Consider the following 20,397-nt stretch of genomic DNA (forward strand, 5'->3'; position numbering starts at 1 on the left):
GTATCATGAAAAGTCCTCTTAGAAAAAGAATTCCCCGTGAACTCAAAGGAGAATTCGGAAAATACCTCGTTGTCTTTATTCTGATGGTTGCAACGATTGGAATGGTATCTGGTTTCCTGGTTGCCGATGGAAGTATGATCCAGGCGTATAATGAGGGATTTACAAAGTATAACATTGAAGACGGAAACTTCCGTACCGGAGAGCGGCTGTACCGCGGTCAGAAGGAAGCAATCGAGGAAGAAGGCGTCAAAGTCTATGAGAACTATTATATAGAAGATTCTCTGTCAAATGGCAGTACGATGCGTTTCTTCAAGAACCGTACAGATGTTAACAAAGTCTGCCTGATGGATGGCAGACTGGCAGAAAAAACAGGAGAGATCGCCATCGACCGTATGTATGCGGACAATAATGATCTGAAGATTGGTGATACATTGGATGATGGAATAAAATCCTGGACGATCACAGGTCTGGTTGCACTGTCTGATTACAGCTGCCTGTTTCAGAACAACAGCGACACCATGTTTGATGCAGTAAAATTCGGAGTCGGTCTGGTGACGGAAGAAGAATTTGCTGCTCTGGATCAGGAGAAACTCCAGTACAATTATGCATGGATCTATGATGAGAAGCCGCAGACGGAACTTGAGGAAAAAGAGGTCTCAGAAGATCTGATGAAAGCAATGGGAAAAGTGGTCACACTGGAGAGCTTTGTTCCACAGTATCAGAACCAGGCGATCATCTTTACCGGTGATGATATGGGAAGTGACAAAGCTATGATCACGATGCTTCTCTATATTATTATTGTGATCATGGCCTTTGTATTTGGCATTACGACAAGTAATACGATTGCCAAAGAAGCCGGTGTGATCGGAACACTTCGTGCATCGGGCTATACCAGAGGCGAACTGGTCCGCCATTATATGACATTGCCGGTCATTGTAACGCTGATCGGGGCGCTGGTTGGAAATATTCTGGGATATACGGTATTTAAAGGTGTATGTGCCGATATGTATTACGGAAGCTACAGCCTTCCGACGTATGTGACGATCTGGAATGCAGAAGCATTTCTTCTGACAACGGTGGTTCCGGTCGTGATCATGTTCGTAGTCAATTATGCGATATTGCACTATAAGCTCAGGCTTTCTCCGCTTAAATTCCTCAGAAGGGATCTGTCTACAAGAAAGCAGAAAAGGGCCCTCTATTTAAGCCCGAAGCTTAAGATCTTCCACAGATTCCGTCTGCGTGTGATCTTCCAGAACATCAGTAACTATCTGGTGCTCTTTGTAGGAATTGTTTTTGCGAACCTGCTTCTGATGTTCGGACTTCTGCTTCCGTCTGCACTGGATCATTACCAGATGGAGATCCAGAACAATATGCTGGCAAAATATCAGTATATGCTTTCTGTTCCGGTAAGCGTGATGGGCGGCAGCAATAAACTGGAAGGCATGCTGGATATGCTGCTGTTTTCCCATGATACGGAGACAGACAACGAAGATGCTGAGGAGTTCAGTGCGTATTCTCTGAATACACTTCCGGACAAATATAAGAGCGAAGAAGTAACGATCTATGGTATCCATGATGACAGCAAGTATATTGAGGCGGATTTTTCGGAAGGTGTCTATATTTCACAGGCATATGCAGACAAATTCCTGCTGAAAGTGGGAGATTCCATCACTTTGAAAGAAAAATATGAAGATGATGAGTATACTTTTAAGATTGGTGGAATCTATGATTATAATGGAGGTCTCTGCATTTTTATGCCACAGGATGACCTGAATCAGATGTTTGATCTGGGAGATGATTATTTCAGCGGCTATTTCAGCAATACAGAGATTACAGATATCGACAGCAATAACATCGGTTCCGTGATCGATCTGGATGCACTGACCAAGGTTACCAGACAGCTCAATGTATCGATGGGAAGCATGATGGGACTGGTCAATGTCTTTGCAATCGCAATCTATATGATTCTGATCTATCTTCTGTCCAAGATCATCATTGAAAAAAATGCCCAGTCGATCTCGATGACGAAGATTCTTGGCTATACGAACGGTGAGATCAGCAGGCTGTATATCATGTCCACATCGATCGTGGTCATTCTGTGTCTGCTTATCAGTCTGCCAATTGAGGCTGTAGTCATGAAAGTACTGTTCCGGGAAGTGATGTTGCAGAGCATTTCCGGATGGATCACACTCTGGATCGACCCGATGATCTATGTGCAGATGTTTGCGGCGGGATTTGTGACGTATGCGATTGTTGCACTGCTGGAATACAGGAGAATCCGGAAGGTGCCGATGAGCGAAGCATTGAAGAATGCGGAATAGTGAATAATAGCGAATGAGAGTGTCAGGCTGCTGTAAAAAGTGGCCTGACATTTTTACAAGGATAGTCAAAATATTTGAGAAAAATCGTCACTTTATATTGTTAACGTGCTAAATAACTGTTATAATGAGCAAATAGTGATGCTGCGAACAAAGGGAATATAAAGTGTTCACAGTGATAAATTTGTTTATAAGAGAGGGAACGATACAGATGAATCAGTTGGAAGTACTCAGAGAGAGCCTTGGACAGTGTGATGAGATTGTGCTGGATGCACTGCTTATGAGAAATAGAATTGTAGAGGATATCATGGCATATAAAGAAGCAAATGATATCCCGATCCTTCAGCCGGAGCAGGAAGCGAAACAGAGAGAGTGGCTGAACCGGAGAATGGAAGGCAGACGTCATAAAGATGAAGTAACTGCTGTATTTGAGGAGATCACCAGAAACAGTAAGAGAATCCAGGCACGTAAACTGTTTGATTACAATATCGTGCTGATCGGATTTATGGGTGCAGGCAAATCTACGATCTCTGATTTTCTCAGAACCGTATTTGCCATGGAAGTTGTTGAGATGGATCAGATCATTGCAGAGAGAGAGGGAATGTCCATTTCTGATATCTTTGAGACATATGGTGAAGAGTACTTCCGTAATCTGGAAACAGAACTTCTTATTGAAATGCAGTCCAAGACAAATGTTGTTATCTCCTGTGGTGGTGGTGTACCGATGAGAGAGCGCAATGTTGTTGAGATGAAAAAGAACGGACGTGTTGTCCTTCTGACTGCGAAGCCGGAGACGATCCTCAGCCGTGTCAAGGACAATCATGACAGACCGCTTCTTGAAGGCAACAAAAATGTTGATTTTATTGCAGACCTTATGGAAAAACGTCGCGAGAAATATCAGGCGGCAGCAGACATCGTGATCGAGACAGATGGAAAGGATAAACTTGAAATCTGCGAAGAGCTTGTCCAGAGAATCCGTGCTCTTGATGCAGAAGAGTAGCATACAGTAGCACAGGATAGCAATAATAGCATAAAATTATTATTTTTTTAATGAATTTATCAAAAATATCCAGATGGGACTCATCTGGGTATTTTTTTATCACAAAAATTGAAAGATGCATCCAAAAACAGTCCATTTTGTTTAATATATCCATATGGTATTATAATTTCATCAAAAAGCTATACGAAATAGCTAAAGAGAACGAATCAAAATTATGGGAGGTTTCTTATGAAGAAAAAATTAGTTTTAGCGATGGCAGCAGCAATGGCAATCACATCATGTGCAGTTCCGGTACTTGCAGATGACGCAGCCGGCGGCGGAAAGATCGGTATCTCCATGCCAACACAGTCTCTGGAACGTTGGAACAGAGATGGTTCTTATCTGGAAGAACAGTTCAAAGCAGCCGGATATGATGTAGAGCTTACTTATTCCGACAACGAAACAGACCGTCAGGTAAATGATATCCAGAACCTGATCTCTGACGGAGTTGACCTCCTGGTAGTTGCAGCTATCGATGGTGAAGCTCTTAATACAGTTATGGATGAAGCTGCAGATGCAGGAATCCCGGTTATCGCTTATGACCGTCTGATCAAATCCGACGCTGTTTCCTACTACATTTCCTTCGATAACTACACAGTAGGTACTCTGCAGGGCCAGTACGTAATCGATACTCTGGATCTTGACAATGCAGGCGACAACACCTACAACATCGAGTTTACAGCAGGTGACCCGGCAGATAACAACGCTGGATATTTCTTCAACGGTGCTTATGATGTACTGAAACCGTATCTGGATGCCGGCACATTAAACGTAGTTTCCGGACAGACCGATTTCGACTCTGTTGCAACCGCACAGTGGGATACACAGACAGCACTCGAAAGAATGCAGAACATCCTTGCTTCCTATTATGCAGACGGAACACAGCTTGACGTAGCTCTCTGCTCCAATGACTCTACAGCACTTGGTGTTACACAGGCAATCGAATCTGACTATGCAGGCAAAAATGATGTTCTGATCACAGGACAGGACGGTGACGAAGCAAACCTTGCAAACATCGTTGACGGAAAACAGTCCATGACCGTTTACAAAGCAGTTGCAAACGAAGCAGTCGTTACACTTGACCTTGCAGAAGCAATGCTGAAAGGTGACACAATTGATGAATCTCTGATCGAAGCATCTGGCTGGGATTTCGATTGTGCATATGATACAGAATCCTATGAAACATCTGATGGAAACAAATGCCCATCCTTCCTGCTTGTTCCTACAGTTGTAACTAAGGACAACATGAAAGAAGAACTGGTTGACACAGGATACTATACACAGGACGACGACGGATACCTTCATCCGGCAGGCTGAGATTAAGCAGAGCCAGATAGTTATCAAGAATCTGCAAATCATGCTTGCATGAATGCGTAACCAACAAAACATAGAACTTGAATTTTAAGGGCGGGGTGTATGCCCCGCCTGCTTTTTGGAAAGGGGGCGCCATTTTGGCAGACAATATTTTAGTAATGGATCACATTACAAAAGAGTTCCCCGGTGTCAAAGCTCTGGACAACGTAAATCTTGAAGTCCAGCGAGGAGAGATTCACGCGCTGATCGGTGAAAACGGTGCGGGAAAATCCACACTGATGAACGTTTTAAGTGGTCAGTATCCATATGGAAGTTATACAGGTACAGTTACCTATGAAGGTGAGGAATGTAAGTTTAAAAACCTGAATGACAGTGAAGCGAAAGGTATCGTTATCATCCATCAGGAACTTGCACTGATTCCGTTGCTTTCTATTGGCGAGAATATGTTTCTCGGAAACGAGATTAAGAATAAAAGAGGCAGCATTGACTGGGACAGAACATACAGTGAAGCAGAAAAGCACATGGCACAGGTGGGACTCCATGAATCTGCACAGACACTGATCAAAGATATCGGAACAGGCAAACAGCAGCTGGTAGAGATCGCAAAGGCATTTTCCAAGAAGGTTAAACTTCTGATTCTGGATGAGCCGACTTCTTCTCTGAATGATGAAGATGCAAAGATGCTTCTGGATCTTCTGATGGAATTCAAGAAGAATGGACTGACCTCTATCATCATCACACATAAACTGAATGAGATCATATACTGTGCAGACCGCTGTACGATCATCCGAGATGGTACAACGATCGAGACGCTGACAAAAGGCGTGGATGATTTAAGTGAAGACCGCATCATCAAAGGTATGGTTGGTCGTTCCATGGATGACCGTTATCCTTCCAGAAAACATAATGTCAGCAAAGAAGTTATGCTGGAGGTAAAAAACTGGACTGTTCATCATCCGCTGTATCCTGAAAAAATCGTAGATAATAATATCAACTGTAAAGTACATAAAGGTGAGGTTGTCGGATTTTCGGGACTGCAGGGTGCAGGACGTACGGAGTTTGCAATGTCCGTATTTGGTAAGAGCTATGGCTCTAATATTTCCGGTGAACTTTATATCAAGGGAGAAAAAGTAAATCTCAAAAATCCACACGATGCAATCCGTCATGGCCTTGCATATGTGACAGAAGACCGTAAGACGAACGGACTGATCCTTGGAGAATCTATTCGTTTTAATACAACTCTTGCAAGACTTTCCAAAGTCTGTGAGAAAGGTGTCATCAATACCGATATGGAAGTCCATATGGCTGATGAGATGACAAAGGAAATGGGAACCAAAACTCCTTCCAATGAGCAGAAGATCGGTAACCTTTCCGGTGGTAACCAGCAGAAAGCACTGCTTGGTAAGTGGATGTTTACAGAACCGGATATCCTGATTCTGGATGAGCCTACACGAGGCATCGATGTAGGTGCAAAATATGATATCTACTGCCTGATCAATAAGATGGTAGAAGAAGGAAAATCAGTTATCATGATTTCTTCTGAAATGCCGGAGCTTCTCGGCATGTGTGACCGGATCTATGTTATGAGTGAGGGCCGACTGGCAGGTGAACTCAGTGCTGAAGAGGCAACTCAGGAACGTATCATGGCTTCGATCATGCAGGAACAGAATAAAAAATAAGATTGGTACTGAATAAGTTACTGAGAAGTAGACAGTAACCTGATTCTACTGGGAAAGGGGTAAAAAAATGAATTTTAATGTAAAAGAGTTCTTAAGAAAATATACGATGGTCATTGCACTGGTAATCGTATTCATCCTGTTCTGTGGACTGACAAACGGAAGACTTCTGTATGCGCAGAACATGTCAAACTTAATGCTTCAGAACGGTTATGTTCTCGTTCTTGCCTGTGGTATGTTATTATGTATCCTGACTGGTGGTAACATCGACCTTTCTGTTGGCGCTGTTATCTGTCTGGTTGGTGGTCTTGCCGCAGTCCTGATCAGCAACAAAGGCATGAATCCATATCTGACCATCCTCATCTGTCTGGTTGTAGGTCTTCTGGTTGGTGTATGGCAGGGTTACTGGATTGGTTATAAACGTATTCCTCCATTTATTACAACACTTGCAGGTATGTTTATCTTCCGTGGATTTGGACGTCTGATCCTGGATAACAAGACTGTTTCTATTCAGAACAAAGACTTCCTGAAAGTATTTACTTCCTACATCAATATTCCTGGACTGGATGACACTGCAAACTATTCTGCACTGATCGTTGGTGTAGTCGTAGCAGTTTATGTGATTTTCAATGTAGTTCGTTCCAGAGCAAACAAAGCAAAGAGAGGATATCGCCAGAATACAGCATTCTCTGATTACAGCAAAGCAGTCATCATTGCAGCAGTTATCCTGTGGTACTGCTATAAACTGTTCCAGTACAAAGGTATCTCTGTAATGTTTATCTGGGTAGTTGCAATCTGCCTGATCTACAACTTCATTACATCCAGAACAGCATTTGGACGTTATTTCTATGCAATTGGTGGTAATGAAAAAGCTACACAGCTTTCCGGTATTGACACAAACAAAGTTTACTTTATTGCATATGTAAACATGGGACTTCTTGCAGGTCTTGCAGGTCTTCTCTGTGCAGCACGTGTAGGTTCTGTAAATGGTAGTACAGGTACATCCTTTGAGATGGATGCGATCGGTTCCTGTTTCATCGGTGGTGCTTCCGCATACGGCGGCAGCGGTACTGTAGGCGGTGTTGTAATCGGTGCTCTTCTTCTTGGTGTCATCAACATGGGTATGTCTATCATGGGTATCGGTGATTCCTGGCAGTATGTAGTAAAAGGTGCCGTACTTCTGATCGCAGTAGTATTCGATGTATTATCCAACAGAAAGAACGGATAATAAATATAATATGATGAATGACGGGGGTCATTGCGTGTGACGCAATGGCCCTTTTGCTTTAAACGTTATGGTTTGTATTAACTCTTTTGCACTATGTGACAGAATATGTTACACTGATAACTGGTAAAAATGACCAGAAAACATGAAACCAGATAGAATTAATATAGAAAGTACAGAGATTATGAAGAAATTTACACTGACAGTTTTTTGCATATTGGCAGGCTGTATTTTCTTCCTTTCGGGAATCTGGATCTATTTTCAGAAGAGCCTGGATCGGGTAGAACTCGGGGAGGGAGAACACGCAGCCAGTTATCAGAGACATTACCTGATGATCGCAAATGATAAGGATACAGGTATGTGGCAGTCTGTTTATGAAAGTGCTTCCAAAGCAGCGGAAAAAGAAAATGCTTACGTGGAATTGCTTTCTCCTGAACAGATGACAGGATATTCTCAGGCAGACTGTCTGCGCATTGGGATTGCATCACAGGTAGACGGGATTATCCTGGAGGCAGATGGAAGTAAAGAAGAACAACATCTGATCAATGAAGCCCTGAAGGATAAGATTCCGGTAGTAACAGTCATGACAGATGATACGGCGACCGGACGAATCAGTTTTGTAGGACTGAACAGTTATCAGATGGGAAGTGCTTATACTGAGCAGATCAGCGGGCTCCTCAAAGAAAAAGGAAAAACCAGCATTATGTTTCTGTCTACATCAAATTCCAAGACTCAGGAGACCAACCTGGTCTATTCACAGGTCAAGAAAGAACTGGAAACACAGAAAAAAACGGGGCAGTCTGTAGAGCTGACAGAGTACTGTGTGGACAGCAGTGCTGATTTTGACACAGAAGAGTTTGTGCGGGATATGTTTGTGAATGATGAAAGTTTGCCGGATATACTGGTATGCATGGATGAAGTCGTGACAGAGTGTGTTTATCAGGCATTGATCGATTATAACCAGGTTGGTAATGTCAAAGTGATCGGCTTCTATTATTCGGACATGATCCTGGATGCGATCGATAAGGGGATCATTTCATCGGCGATCGCGCTGGATATGGATGAGATTGGACGGTACAGCATCAATGCACTGGATGAATACCTGTCTTTGGGACACAGCAACAGTTATTACAGTGTAGGTCAGCATATCATCACAAAAGACAATACACAGGATTACAGGACGGAGGCTGAGGAATGAGACAGGAAAAAGAGATTTCTTCTGTAAAAAACTCCATACAGACCCGACTGAGCGGAGTTATGCTCCTGGTCCTTGTATTTGCCCTGGGAATCAATGTTTTTATCTTTAACCAGATCCACACGGCGGTGACAAGGATTGATGCGGTTTTTTCCAGTAATACGGCAGTGAACGAGCTTTCGGAAGCTCTGGAACAGGTGGAGAGTACGGTTTATGAATATCTGAATACAAAAAGTACAAAGGCTCTGGAAAACTATTATCGTTATGAACAGAATTATAAGAACCTGATCGAAGAACTGAATGACCGAAATCTGGATAATGAAGTGAAAATGCTTGAAAAAAACATCCGGAGGATGTCTGAGAGCTATCTGGAGCAGACAAATGAGACCGTGCAGGCAAAACGAGGACGAAATGTAGAAAAATACAAGACTTCTTATGAGACGGAGAATGAACTTTATGAATATATCAATTCATATATTTATAAGTTGAACAATCTTCGATTCAAGACAAACTCTGCGAATTATCAGTTGTTGCTTGGGGCAATGAACGTACTTTATAAGCTCTGTATCTGTGTCATGCTGATCGTGTATGCACTGGGGCTTGCGGTTACGACGCTGCTTGTTCGGAACATGATCCGCCCGCTCACAGAGCTTTCCAATACAGCGCATGAGGTGGCAAAGGGAAATTTGAATGTACCGCAGCTTCCGGTTGTTGTGGAGGATGAAGTTGGTGTCGTAACGCGGAGTTTTAACCAGATGCTGGAGAGTATCCGGCAGAACATTGACCAGTTGAAAGACAGCATGGAACGACAGGCACAGATGAAGGAGCGGGAGCTTCTGATGGAGACGCATCTGAAAGAGGCACAGCTGAAATATCTGCAGGCACAGATCAATCCGCATTTCCTTTTTAACTCGCTGAATGCGGGCGCACAGCTTGCCATGATGGGGGATGCCGATAATACGGGGATTTTTCTGGAAAAGATGGCAGATTTTTTCCGTTACAATGTACGTAAGATGGAAGAAGATGCCATGCTCTGGGAAGAAATAGAGGCGGTTGACAACTATATCTATATTTTGAATGTCCGCTTTGCAGGGGATATCACATATATAAAAGAAGTGGATGAAGGCATTGAAAATATTCGTATTCCGAGTATGATCCTGCAGCCACTCGTAGAAAATGCAGTACAACATGGAATCCATGACTGTATGGAAACTGGATGGATCCGGATGGAGATTCACCGCAACGGTGATATGCTGGAAGTTACGGTGAGCGACAACGGAGCCGGAATGACACAGGAAATGATCGATAAGGTTATGGCAGGCCGTGTGGATCAGAATGAAGAAGATCGCTTTTCTACCGGCATCGCCGTAAGAAATGTAATTGACAGGCTACAGCTGTATTATAAAGAAGAGAATCTTTTTACGATCAAAAGTGACGGGCCGGGCACGGGAACCAGAGTTCATATTATCCTTCCGGTGGATAAAGAAGAGTTTGCGTAGCAGGACAGTGGATAAGTATTTCAGGTAAGGGGAGATAGAAAAATGTATCGGATTTTAATTGCAGATGATGAAGGAATCATGCTGGAAGCTTTCAAAAATGTCATATCCAGTACGTTTGGAGATTCGTGCATCGTAGAAACTGCCAAGACAGGAAGGGCAGTCACGGAGATTGCGGAAACATTTCATCCGGATATTGTGTTTATGGATATTCATATGCCCGGTATCAATGGAATACAGGCAATGCGTGAAATACGAAAATTCAATACAACGGCATTGTTCTATGTTGTGTCTGCATATGATAAGTTTGATTATGCAAAAGAAGCGATCGATCTGGGAGTTGAAAGGTATCTGACAAAGCCGATCTCAAAGGCAAAGATCATTGCGGCGGTGGAAGAAGCGACTGCAAAAGTAGATACCAAGAGGAATCAGCGCAGTAATCTTTTGCGAATACAGGAGAAACTGGAGACAGTCATTCCGGTTGTGGAGAACAGTTTTGTAGGAAGTCTTCTGCTTCAGCAGGAGATGCAGGCGGCAGATTATTATCAGCAGCTTCTGGATATTGATGAAAAGCAGGGATATGTCATGATCATTCAGTTTGGACAGTCCTATGAGAATGGAAGACTGGTAAGTCCGGTCGGGATGAACGTGAAGGCACAGGATTTTTATGCAGAACTCAGAGAGGTTGTGAAATCTGCTTTTACCTGTGCTGTTGGCTCGATCATGTCCAATCGTATTCCGATCGTCGTGCCATGTGCACCATCCGAAAATCCGTATGAAGACCGCATCGATCTGGTGGAGCAGGCAAGAAGCCTGATCAGCAGACTGGAGGGGCGGATCGAAGCAAAATTCCGTATTGGAATCGGAAGAGTACGTGAGATGCAGGAAATGGAGCGCTCTTACCGGGAAGCACTGCGTGCGCTGAATGGAAGCAAGAGCCGCGTCATACATATTGAAGATCTTTCTCAGAATGGTGTCTATGATGAGGAATTTCCGGTTGCCATGGAAAAAAGTATCTTTCGTTATCTGGAAGAAGGAAAAGAAAAAGAATGTGTGGCGGAGATCAATGTGTTTTTTGACTGGATGTTGACTCACTATGCAGAGGATATGAACAATATCCGTCTGAAAGTACTGGAATATATTATCTGGGGAGAGAAAAAAGCATTTGAAGCAGGTGCAATCAATTATGGATTCAGTTATCGCAGGGACTATCTTGATGCGGCAATGGCGTGCGGCGGATATGAAGAACTGCGTAAATGGTTTCTTGACAAGATGGTGAATGCATGTCGTGCGATCCGCGATCAGAAAGAGGACCAGTCTAATTCAGCTGCGAAGAAAGCGATGCTCTATATTCAGGAAAATTATAATAAAGATATTTCACTGGATGATGTTTCCGGCATTGTGAATATCAGTCCATATTATTTCAGTAAGATCTTCAAGGAAGAGACAGGGGAAAATTTTATAGAATATCTGACAAAAGTACGAATTGAAAAAGCTAAGGAATTTCTGGTACAGCCTGATGTCAGCATTAAAGAGGCAGGCATTCAGAGCGGTTATACAGATCCGAATTATTTCAGCAGGATTTTTAAGAAACAGACAGATATGACACCAAGTGAGTACAAGACAAGATATGGAAAAGTTACTGTTCATGGATAATATGGAATGGAAAATAGGATATGCAGGTGGGGTAGACAAAATGAAGAAAAAAACAGGTGTTTTTCTTATAATAAGTGCAATGTTGCTGATGTTACTGGCGGGATGCGGAAGCTCGAATGAAGAAACAGAGACAACACATGCATCAGAAGAAGAGAAACTGCAGATCGGACTCAGTTTTGATTCGTTTGTGATCGAACGATGGCTGCGTGACCGTGATATGTTTGTATCAACTGCGAGCAGTCTTGACGCAGAAGTGAATGTACAGGTTGCCGGTGGGGTGGTGGAAGAGCAGATTTCTCAGATTGAATATTTTATCCAGAAAAAAATGGATGTGATCGTGATCATACCGATCGATGGCGATGCACTGCATGATGTGGTAAAGGAAGCAAAGAGTAAAGGAATTTATGTGGTCTGCTACGACAGGATCATCCCGAATGTAAATGCAGATCTGTATATTACCATCGACAATGAGATGGTCGGAACGCTGATGGGAGAGAGTCTGGTCGAGGCATGTCCGGACGGCGGAAATATTTTTGTGATCAATGGTTCCCCGACGGATAAGAATGTGGAAGAAGTGGAAAAGGGATTTAAAGATGCCATCAAGGGAAGCAAGCTTAAAGTGGCATATTCAGGATACTGCGATAACTGGCTGGCAGAACTGGCAGCAACGCATGTAAATAAAGGACTTGAAGTGACGGATGATATTGTGGGAATCATGTGTGGAAATGATGATCTGGCAAGTCAGGCAGTAAAAGTCCTGTCCGAAAATCGCCTTGCAGGTCAGGTTGCACTGGTAGCACAGGATGCAGATCTGGCAGCATGCCAGCGGATTGTGGAAGGCACTCAGACAATGACCGTGTATAAACCGATCGAACAGGAAGCAAGCACGGCGGCGACACTGGCAGTGATGCTTGGCAAAGGGGAGGATATCGGGGGTTCAGACTGTGAATATCCCGTTACAGAAACGATCAATGACGGAGAATATGAGATCCCGTATTACAAGATCACACCCGTGGCAGTCACCAAAGAAAATATGGATGAAGTGATCATAGATGGAGGGTTCCATACAAGAGAAGATGTGTATTTGAATGTGAAGTGAAAACATGATAGCGTAGTCGGTATATAAATTAAATATCCCTTCTGATGTCTCCAGGTAGTTTCGTAAATCTGGAAGTACTGAATAAATAAAAGGGCGTCTCATATCTGATCTTTCAAGCCGGTTCAAAGATCTGAAAGTACTAAGAGAAGAAAATCCTACAAAAATCACTTCGAAAAATGTCAAACTCGTTGACACTCAGACAGTGCCATTTTTCGAAGTAAAGTAGTATTTTATTCTCTAAGTACTTTGAACAGATCTTATCAAGGCTTGAAAATCAGATAGGAGACGCTTTTTCTTTGCATTCAAGTACTGTTCAGAAGTCGACGTTCTGGAGAATCAGAAGAGATATTTTTTATATTTGACATACGTATCATGGGGGGGAGGGAGGATCGCCGCCAGAGGGCATTGGCAGAGGCTAACCGACGGAGGCGGCTAAAACCAGTAGCGAGCAGCGCGAGTGACCTTCCCCACGCGAGGGTGTCGTGGAGAAGCAATACGGTAAAAAAAGAGTATCCTGTCTGAGTTTATACAGGCCTTGATAAAATCTGTAGAAGTTCTTAGAAAATAAAATTCTACTTTGCCGTGAAAAATGACATTGTTTGAGCGATAGCGAGTTTGGCATTTTTCATGGTGCTTTTTGTAGAATTTTCTTTTCTTAGCACTTCCAGATTTTGGAAACAGCCTGTATAAAACAGATTGGATACTACTTTTTTGGAAACGTATTCTTCTTTTCTTATTTTTCTACATTTTCCATATAGGAATCGTAAATCGCAGGATCAATCACTTTCTTGATGGATTCGTAAACCCCTTTGGAGGCTTCACGGATCTCTTTCCGTGTTTCATCAGACAGTGTAATGATCTGAGTACCGCTTTCCTCAATCGTCGCAACTTTATCTGCGATACGTGCATCGGACTGTTCCCTTGCGTACTCTGTCGCGAGCTGTGCCGCTTCTGTCATGATCTCCTGTTCGTCCGCAGGGAGATCCTTAAAGAAATCATCGTTGACGATCAGAGAGATCAGATGCGGCAGATGATTTGTCTCCACCACATAATCCTGCTGTTCATACAGGTTGTTGGAAACGATAACCTCATATGGGTTTTCCTGTGCATCAATCGTATGCTGCTGCAGACCGATATAAACCTCACTGAAACTCATCGGAGTCGGGTTCGCACCAAGCGCTTTCCAGAATGCCAGATGATAACTGTTTTCCATGGTACGGATCTTCTGCCCTTTGAAATCAGCAAAGCTGTTGACTGCTTTATTTGTACTCATGACACGGAATCCCTGGTCAGCCATACCGAGCAGATGATAGCCTCCATCTGTGTAAACGTCGCTGATGAGACTGTAGAATTCCGGATCGTCAATCTTCTTACGACAGTCGTCGAGAGAATCAAAGACACACGGAAGGTCAAAGACCGCCAGATCACTCATGAAGGAGACCTGAGGGGCCGTATTCTGTACGACAAATGGAATATCACCATCAGAGCAGGTTTCGAGCAGATCACGGTCACCACCAAGCGTGGAGTTTGCATAAACCTGAATTTTCATTTTTCCATCGCTTAAATCAGCAACTTCTTCGGCAAACTTTTCCGCAAAGATCTGTGTTACCGTATCTTCCGGGCTAGCAGTTGCCAGCGGCCAGGAATAACGCTGTACCTCATCCTCGGAAGTTCCACATCCTGTAAGCGCGATACTTAAAGCACCGGCTACAGCTGCTACTGGGATCATACGGAGGATGCGACCACTTTTTTTATCTGTATTGCATGTAGTAAATTTTTTCATGTCTTTCCTCCTATAAGATTCCAATAGAGATTGCCGGGATGAAGGTGATCAGAAGAAGCGCGATCAGGAAAAATATGATCATCGGCATTGCTTTCTTCGCGATATCCATAACCGGTACGTCGGTCAGAGAACTTGCAACGAACAGGTTTACTCCGATTGGAGGAGTTACGAATCCGATCGCAAGGTTTACGACCATGATGACACCAAACTGGATTGGGTTCATGCCGATTGCCTGCACGATTGGAAGCAGGATCGGTGTCAGGATCAGGATAGCCGGTGTGGTATCCATAACCATTCCCACGATCAGCAGGAAGACATTGATGATCAGCAGAATCGCTACCGGGCTGTGGAAGTTGTTCAGGATAAATTCACTGACAGTCTGCGGTACCTGCATCAGAGTCAGGACTCTGGAGAAGGCTGTGGATGCTGCCAGGATGAACAGAATCGGTGTAAAAGTACGGATCGCTTCTACAAGGATTGCCCAGATATCACGCACATGGATGCTTTTGTATACAAACAGACTGATGATCAGTGCGTAGAAGACAGAGATAACAGCGGCCTCTGTCGGAGAAGCGACACCGGTATAGATGCATCCGAGGATGATAACCGGGCTTAACAGTGCGAAGAAGCTTTCTTTCAGCACTTTCAGCAGACCTTTGTCGTGAAGCATCTGTACTTCCTCATGGATTTTCGCTTTATCTTCACCATAGCGTTTGCAATGGTAGATGGCGTAAATCATCAGCAGAGCTCCAATCATCAGACCCGGAATAATACCGGCAAGGAACAGGTCACTGACGGATGCGCCGGATGCCATACCGTACATGATGAACGGGATACTCGGAGGAATGATAACGCCAAGTCCTCCGGCTACAGCCACGATCGCGGTAGAAAAAGTCAGGTCATATCCGAGGTTGGTCAGAATCGGAATCGTCATACTTCCGACAGCGGCAACAGTAGCAGGCGCAGAACCGGAGATCGCACCGTAGAAAAGGCAGGTGACGATAACGGCACACGGCATACCTGCTGTGAATTTACCGAGGAAATAAGCAAAGACATCAAACAGTTTCTTTGAAATACCGCCCTTCGCCATGATGATACCGGAAAGGACGAACATCGGAACTGCAAGGAGCGGGAAGGAGTCCAGACCTCCAAACATGGCACGGATCAGATATTTGGCACCGACAGTAAAGGATGGATCAAACACGGAAGGAAGAACAGAGGTAATTCCAAGTGTGATGGATACCGGAACTGCGATGACCAGTAAGGCTACAAAGATAATAAATAAAACTACGACTGGCATTAGTGTTCCTCCTCATTTGAATTTTTGATCGTATTGATACGGTTGTCGATTCCTGCTTCAATGGCCTGTTCAGCAGGAGATTCAGCATTGGCCTGGATAAAGGATTCCGGAGTGTTTCGTTCCGGATGAGCCGGGTCAAATACGTTTTCGCCGCGTGCTACACGGAATTCGATGATCCAGCGCTGCAGGACACGAAAAGCGACCAGTACGAAGGAAACCAGAGGAGCTGCCTGCACATAGTACATCGGGATGCCGCAAGCCGGAGAAAGCTGTCCGCTGTGAACAGAAGACATCATATAAGAATAAGCAAACGGAATCATGTAGATGAAAAAGATCAGCTCGAATGTGTGGTTCACTACTTTGAAGATAGCCTTGCCGCGACGCGGGAAGATGGCGACAAACTGCTCAATCTTGATGGATAAGCATTTCTTACTGCAGTAGCTTACGCTTAAGAATCCGCACCAGATGAAAAGATATCTGGTAAGTTCCTCAGACCAGGAAAGAGACATTCCAAGAACATAACGGCAGAATACCTGAATGCCCATGATGAGTGTCATGGCGATCAGGAAAACGACCAGGATAAATTCTTCGAGGTTCTCGTCCAGCCAGTGAAGTATTTTTTTCATGAAGGACCTCCCTTAAAAGTAAATATAGATGTTTTTCCGCGAATAACTGTTTAGTGCTTTATAGTTATAAAAAATTACAGTTATAAAAACACCGGTATCTTTATTTTAAATAAAAATACCGGTGTTTTCAAGAAGTAAATATTATATATAATTACAGAGCATTGTGAAGAAGTCCAAGGACTGTATTCAGATCATTTACTCCCATCTGTCCCGGTGCGGATGCTTTCTTTGCGGCACCGAATGTCATGGAAGAACCAAATACTTCACCGCAGAGACGGCTGATTACGCCAGTGCCTGCCATAGACATTGTGATGATCGGTCTGTCTGCATAATCTGTAGACATTTCTTCTGTTGCAGCCAGAAGAGTAAGAACGTCTTTCTTATTCTGTGGCATAACAGCGATTTTCGGGATATCTGCGTTCATATCCTGCATCTTGCGGAGACGATAGATGATGTCTGCTTTTGCAGGAGTCTTGAAGAAGTCATGGTTGGAAGCGATAACTTTAACGCCTGCTGCATGAGCTCCGTCGATGATCTTTTTAACGATGTCATCACCTGTAAAGATCTCTACGTCAATGAGATCTACATAACCAGTCTGAGCTGCTTTGATGTTCAGTTCTGCATATGCTTCCGGCTCGATCGCTTTTTCTCCGCCTTCTTTGGAAGTACGGAATGTCATAAGAATCGGAATATTTCCAAGAGCCTCACGAAGGTCTTTCAGTACATCTTCAACTTTAGCAAAATCAAAAACACCTTCAAACCAGTCTACACGCCATTCAACAACATCAACCGGAATGGAATCAAATGTTTTGGCTTCTTCAATGATGTCTTCTTTTGTAACGCCAACGATCGGAACGATGATCTTCGGTGCGCCTGCACCGATTTCGATGTCACGGATTTTAACTGTATTCATGATGAGTTTCCTTTCTATTATATAATGATTACGGATTGTTCCGTGCTATGCACTCTCACAATCCTGCAAACCACCCTTGGTTCTCATTTTAGTTCTCAGCTTCTGCGAGTGCAACCATTTTTTTGTAACGGATGTTTACATACAGTCCGAGTACAACACCAACTGCTGTAAGAACAATGTTCATTGTCATAACCTGAGACGGCTGCATTTTGGATGCTGCTGTCAGGATCGTGTAGTTGCAGAGGGAAGATGCGATCATTACAAGTGCGGTTACAGTTCCCTTGATCTTAGGGAAGAGCATGTTGCATACGGAAGTTGCAATCTGCAGAAGTCCGCCTGCGCCTGCCCATCCGATGATGAATGCACCGGCGATCATAAGTGTCTGGCTCTGTCCCATAAGTACAACGATCAGAGTTGCAAGGCAGATAACCGGGTAGATCACGATGAAACGAACGTCTTTGATCTTTCTTGTAAGCAGTGCTGTTACAACAAGTGCGATCAGGGTTCCTGCTGAGTAATATGTCTGCATGATAGACGGGTCAGCCCAGCCTACGTTTTCTTTTGCAAAGTTCTGTGCACAGTTCAGCCATAACTGGAAAGTACCTGTGCAGGTGAATCCGATCAGGATCATAGCAACGGATTCAAGTGAAAAATGAGTGTGTTTCAGGCTGTCGATAAGGCCTTCTTTTTTGCCGGCTGCTTTCTGGTCAGCATCCGGAAGCGGGAACAGGAATACCAGTACAAAAAGTACAAGGTAGATGATTCCACATCCGTAGAATAAACGGTTGTAAGAAGTAAGTCCTGCAGCAGTAGTAGCTACGGTTGCACCGAGTACGAATGGAAGCATCATCTGTGCGATAGCGATGAAGAATTTGATTCCCATTGTAGCAACACCAGGAGCTTTGTAGATAATCTCGGAAACTGCCGGGTAGATACCTGTATCAAGGAAGGAGTTTGCGATACCGCCGACGATCGCGCATACATAAGCGATTGTGTATCCGCCGTTTGTTCCGGCGTTAAATGCGAGTGCCAGACCGATCAGATAGATTGCATAGGAAGCACTTCCGATCGCTGTGGAAATACGGCGTCCTAATTTGTCTGAAAGAGGGCCTGCAAAAGGAAGGGCGATCAGTCGTCCAAGTCCAAGAGCAGCAGAGATTGCTGTGATTGCCATTGCCTCAACGCCCCATGCGGTTGCGAGCGCTTCTTTGATGACTGCCTGTCCTAAGATAGAACATCCAACACCATGGATGAAGTAGTTCAAGTACAAAATTAATGCACTTGGCAGGTATTTCTTGTTCATGTTGTTCTCCTTTTCTTTTCCTGAAAAAATAAAATAGTGTGGGGGGTAATTATGCTGTTACTGTGCACAGGTAATATCCCGCGAGGTGTTTTGCCATGAATATGGCAAAATCCCGAGACACACGGGGCAAAATGCCATCACCGAAGGTGATTTGGAATGCATTTTGACCAAATGCTGTGAACGGAGTGAGCAGCAGTAATTACGTCGGTTTTCTTTTGTTCTGTCACAAACAGTAGAAATGCCGTGGTAAATTGTGTTAAAAAAATAACATTTGATTGTATTGTAACAGGTACAATGCATGTAGTCTAATGCTTTTAAAGGGGAAAACTAATGCATTGAATGCATTAATGTGATATAATAAATGCAAATTTTGTACGATTACAATAATGTAAGGATTTTTATAAAAAAGCAGGGTAATACGAATGAATTTGGGGCATGGTATACAGGAGGAAAAAGAATATGACACTGAATCAGATTCTGTATTTTCAAAAAGTAGCAAGACTGGAGAACTATCATCAGGCAGCAGAAGAACTGTACATTTCGCAGCCATCGCTGAGTCGTTCCATGGCGGCACTGGAGAGTGAACTGGGGGTTGCTCTCTTTGAGAAAAAAGGACGTGGTGTGACACTTACCAAGGCGGGACAGCTTTTTCTGGAGCATGCAGACCGGATCGCAGCAGACTGTGATGTGGCAGTAGGAAAGATGCAGGAGCTTTCTTCGGACGGTGGCAAGATTGATATTGGTTATATTTTCCCGCTTGCAGGCCATTATATTCCACATAAAGTAAGAGAATTTCTGAATAAAGAAGAGAATAAGAATGTCGTTTTTAATTTCTGGCAGAACCATACACCGGCAATCGCTGCGAAGGTGCGGACAGGAGAACTGGACATTGGATTTGGAGGATATTTACAGAAAGATGATATGGAGTTTTTTCCACTTAGCGCGCAGGAACTGGTGATCATCACTCCGAAAGCTCATCCTCTTGCAGGAATCCGGGAAGTACCGCTTGCAGAGTTGAACCATTATCCGGTGATTGGTTACGAAAAAGCCTCCTGGATGGGAACCTATGCAAAGTATCTATACAAAAAATACCAGATCGATCCGAATATGATCGTAGAATGTCCGGATGAGTATTCCATCGTTTCACTGGTAAGAGAAAATTTTGGAATCGCATTGATGCCACGGACAGATATCCTTGAGAATTCATCAGGGATCAATATCCACAAATTAAAAGGGCTGGAGATCTACCGCCAGGTGTTTATGTTCTGGATGAAAGACCGTTATCGCCTGCCGGCAGTGGAACGTTTTATTGATTATATGAAGGAGCAGCAGGCAGAAAATGCAAATGATACCGAAAATGTATCAAAAATTTATCTGAAAGATATTGTTAATTTTTAATACAAAGAGTTATGATAATTGTGTCACAAACAAAGGATTGCCACTCATGTGAATGT

15 protein-coding genes are annotated in these 20,397 nt (G+C 43.6%); 10 read left to right on the top strand and 5 right to left on the bottom strand.

Going from position 1 to position 20,397, the window contains the following annotated elements; genetic code table 11:
• Window positions 1-5 precede the first annotated feature (5 nt).
• The 9 genes from KQI91_RS03880 to KQI91_RS03920 all read left to right on the top strand — a co-directional run bounded on the left by KQI91_RS03880 (window position 6) and on the right by KQI91_RS03920 (window position 13,018).
• Window positions 6-2,321, top strand: a complete 2,316-nt coding sequence (locus tag KQI91_RS03880; RefSeq protein WP_216391561.1) for an ABC transporter permease — start codon at window positions 6-8, stop codon at window positions 2,319-2,321.
• A 208-nt stretch (window positions 2,322-2,529) separates the two neighbouring features.
• Window positions 2,530-3,318 (top strand): shikimate kinase, encoded by a 789-nt coding sequence (locus KQI91_RS03885; RefSeq protein ID WP_005428076.1) that lies wholly within the window; start codon window positions 2,530-2,532, stop codon window positions 3,316-3,318.
• Window positions 3,319-3,546: 228 nt separating this feature from the next.
• Entirely contained in the window at window positions 3,547-4,674 is a 1,128-nt protein-coding gene (locus KQI91_RS03890; protein ID WP_216391562.1) for a substrate-binding domain-containing protein, read from the top strand.
• Between the two features lie 134 nt (window positions 4,675-4,808).
• Entirely contained in the window at window positions 4,809-6,350 is a 1,542-nt protein-coding gene (locus KQI91_RS03895; protein ID WP_216391563.1) for a sugar ABC transporter ATP-binding protein, read from the top strand.
• Window positions 6,351-6,417: 67 nt separating this feature from the next.
• Window positions 6,418-7,575, top strand: coding sequence for an ABC transporter permease subunit (locus KQI91_RS03900; RefSeq protein ID WP_216391564.1), 1,158 nt, complete (start codon window positions 6,418-6,420; stop codon window positions 7,573-7,575).
• 181 nt (window positions 7,576-7,756) lie between these two features.
• Entirely contained in the window at window positions 7,757-8,770 is a 1,014-nt protein-coding gene (locus KQI91_RS03905) for a substrate-binding domain-containing protein (protein WP_216391565.1), read from the top strand.
• Window positions 8,767-10,266, top strand: coding sequence for a histidine kinase (locus KQI91_RS03910; RefSeq protein ID WP_216391566.1), 1,500 nt, complete (start codon window positions 8,767-8,769; stop codon window positions 10,264-10,266). The genes KQI91_RS03905 and KQI91_RS03910 overlap by 4 nt, the downstream gene beginning before the upstream one ends.
• Before the next feature lie 42 nt (window positions 10,267-10,308).
• Window positions 10,309-11,919, top strand: coding sequence for a response regulator (locus KQI91_RS03915; RefSeq protein ID WP_216391567.1), 1,611 nt, complete (start codon window positions 10,309-10,311; stop codon window positions 11,917-11,919).
• Between the two features lie 40 nt (window positions 11,920-11,959).
• Window positions 11,960-13,018 (top strand): substrate-binding domain-containing protein, encoded by a 1,059-nt coding sequence (locus KQI91_RS03920; protein WP_216391568.1) that lies wholly within the window; start codon window positions 11,960-11,962, stop codon window positions 13,016-13,018.
• Window positions 13,019-13,751: 733 nt separating this feature from the next.
• Here KQI91_RS03920 and KQI91_RS03925 read toward each other — a convergent pair.
• From KQI91_RS03925 to KQI91_RS03945, 5 genes are all read right to left on the bottom strand, one after another.
• Complete coding sequence (locus tag KQI91_RS03925; RefSeq protein WP_216391569.1) at window positions 13,752-14,801, bottom strand: TRAP transporter substrate-binding protein; 1,050 nt, start codon at window positions 14,799-14,801, stop codon at window positions 13,752-13,754.
• Between the two features lie 10 nt (window positions 14,802-14,811).
• Window positions 14,812-16,101 (bottom strand): TRAP transporter large permease, encoded by a 1,290-nt coding sequence (locus tag KQI91_RS03930; protein WP_216391570.1) that lies wholly within the window; start codon window positions 16,099-16,101, stop codon window positions 14,812-14,814.
• Window positions 16,101-16,727 carry a TRAP transporter small permease gene (locus KQI91_RS03935; protein ID WP_216391571.1) on the bottom strand — a complete coding sequence of 209 codons (627 nt, stop codon included), beginning with the start codon at window positions 16,725-16,727 and terminating at the stop codon, window positions 16,101-16,103. Before KQI91_RS03935 ends, KQI91_RS03930 begins: the two co-directional genes overlap by 1 nt.
• Before the next feature lie 151 nt (window positions 16,728-16,878).
• Window positions 16,879-17,640 (bottom strand): type I 3-dehydroquinate dehydratase, encoded by a 762-nt coding sequence (gene aroD / locus KQI91_RS03940; RefSeq protein ID WP_216391572.1) that lies wholly within the window; start codon window positions 17,638-17,640, stop codon window positions 16,879-16,881.
• Window positions 17,641-17,728: 88 nt separating this feature from the next.
• Window positions 17,729-18,943: an MFS transporter gene (locus KQI91_RS03945; protein ID WP_216391573.1), complete on the bottom strand. Its 1,215-nt coding sequence runs from the start codon at window positions 18,941-18,943 to the stop codon at window positions 17,729-17,731.
• A 459-nt stretch (window positions 18,944-19,402) separates the two neighbouring features.
• Between KQI91_RS03945 and KQI91_RS03950 the strand changes: the two genes are divergently transcribed.
• On the top strand, window positions 19,403-20,341 hold the full coding sequence (locus KQI91_RS03950; protein WP_216391574.1) for a LysR family transcriptional regulator: 939 nt from the start codon (window positions 19,403-19,405) through the stop codon (window positions 20,339-20,341).
• The last annotated feature ends 56 nt before the right edge of the window (window positions 20,342-20,397 follow it).

The organism is Blautia sp. MSJ-19 (genome assembly GCF_018918125.1).
In the GTDB taxonomy this organism is placed as follows: Bacteria; Bacillota; Clostridia; order Lachnospirales; family Lachnospiraceae; genus Blautia_A.

Bases quoted from the DNA above. Each gene is read 5' to 3' on its own strand.
- KQI91_RS03880 (WP_216391561.1), top strand. From the start codon at position 6: ATGAAAAGTCCTCTTAGAAAAAGAATTCCCCGTGAACTCAAAGGAGAA.
- KQI91_RS03885 (WP_005428076.1), top strand. From the start codon at position 2,530: ATGAATCAGTTGGAAGTACTCAGAGAGAGCCTTGGACAGTGTGATGAG.
- KQI91_RS03890 (WP_216391562.1), top strand. From the start codon at position 3,547: ATGAAGAAAAAATTAGTTTTAGCGATGGCAGCAGCAATGGCAATCACA.
- KQI91_RS03900 (WP_216391564.1), top strand. From the start codon at position 6,418: ATGAATTTTAATGTAAAAGAGTTCTTAAGAAAATATACGATGGTCATT.
- KQI91_RS03905 (WP_216391565.1), top strand. From the start codon at position 7,757: ATGAAGAAATTTACACTGACAGTTTTTTGCATATTGGCAGGCTGTATT.
- KQI91_RS03910 (WP_216391566.1), top strand. From the start codon at position 8,767: ATGAGACAGGAAAAAGAGATTTCTTCTGTAAAAAACTCCATACAGACC.
- KQI91_RS03915 (WP_216391567.1), top strand. From the start codon at position 10,309: ATGTATCGGATTTTAATTGCAGATGATGAAGGAATCATGCTGGAAGCT.
- KQI91_RS03920 (WP_216391568.1), top strand. From the start codon at position 11,960: ATGAAGAAAAAAACAGGTGTTTTTCTTATAATAAGTGCAATGTTGCTG.
- KQI91_RS03925 (WP_216391569.1), bottom strand. From the start codon at position 14,801: ATGAAAAAATTTACTACATGCAATACAGATAAAAAAAGTGGTCGCATC.
- KQI91_RS03930 (WP_216391570.1), bottom strand. From the start codon at position 16,101: ATGCCAGTCGTAGTTTTATTTATTATCTTTGTAGCCTTACTGGTCATC.
- KQI91_RS03935 (WP_216391571.1), bottom strand. From the start codon at position 16,727: ATGAAAAAAATACTTCACTGGCTGGACGAGAACCTCGAAGAATTTATC.
- aroD (WP_216391572.1), bottom strand. From the start codon at position 17,640: ATGAATACAGTTAAAATCCGTGACATCGAAATCGGTGCAGGCGCACCG.
- KQI91_RS03945 (WP_216391573.1), bottom strand. From the start codon at position 18,943: ATGAACAAGAAATACCTGCCAAGTGCATTAATTTTGTACTTGAACTAC.
- KQI91_RS03950 (WP_216391574.1), top strand. From the start codon at position 19,403: ATGACACTGAATCAGATTCTGTATTTTCAAAAAGTAGCAAGACTGGAG.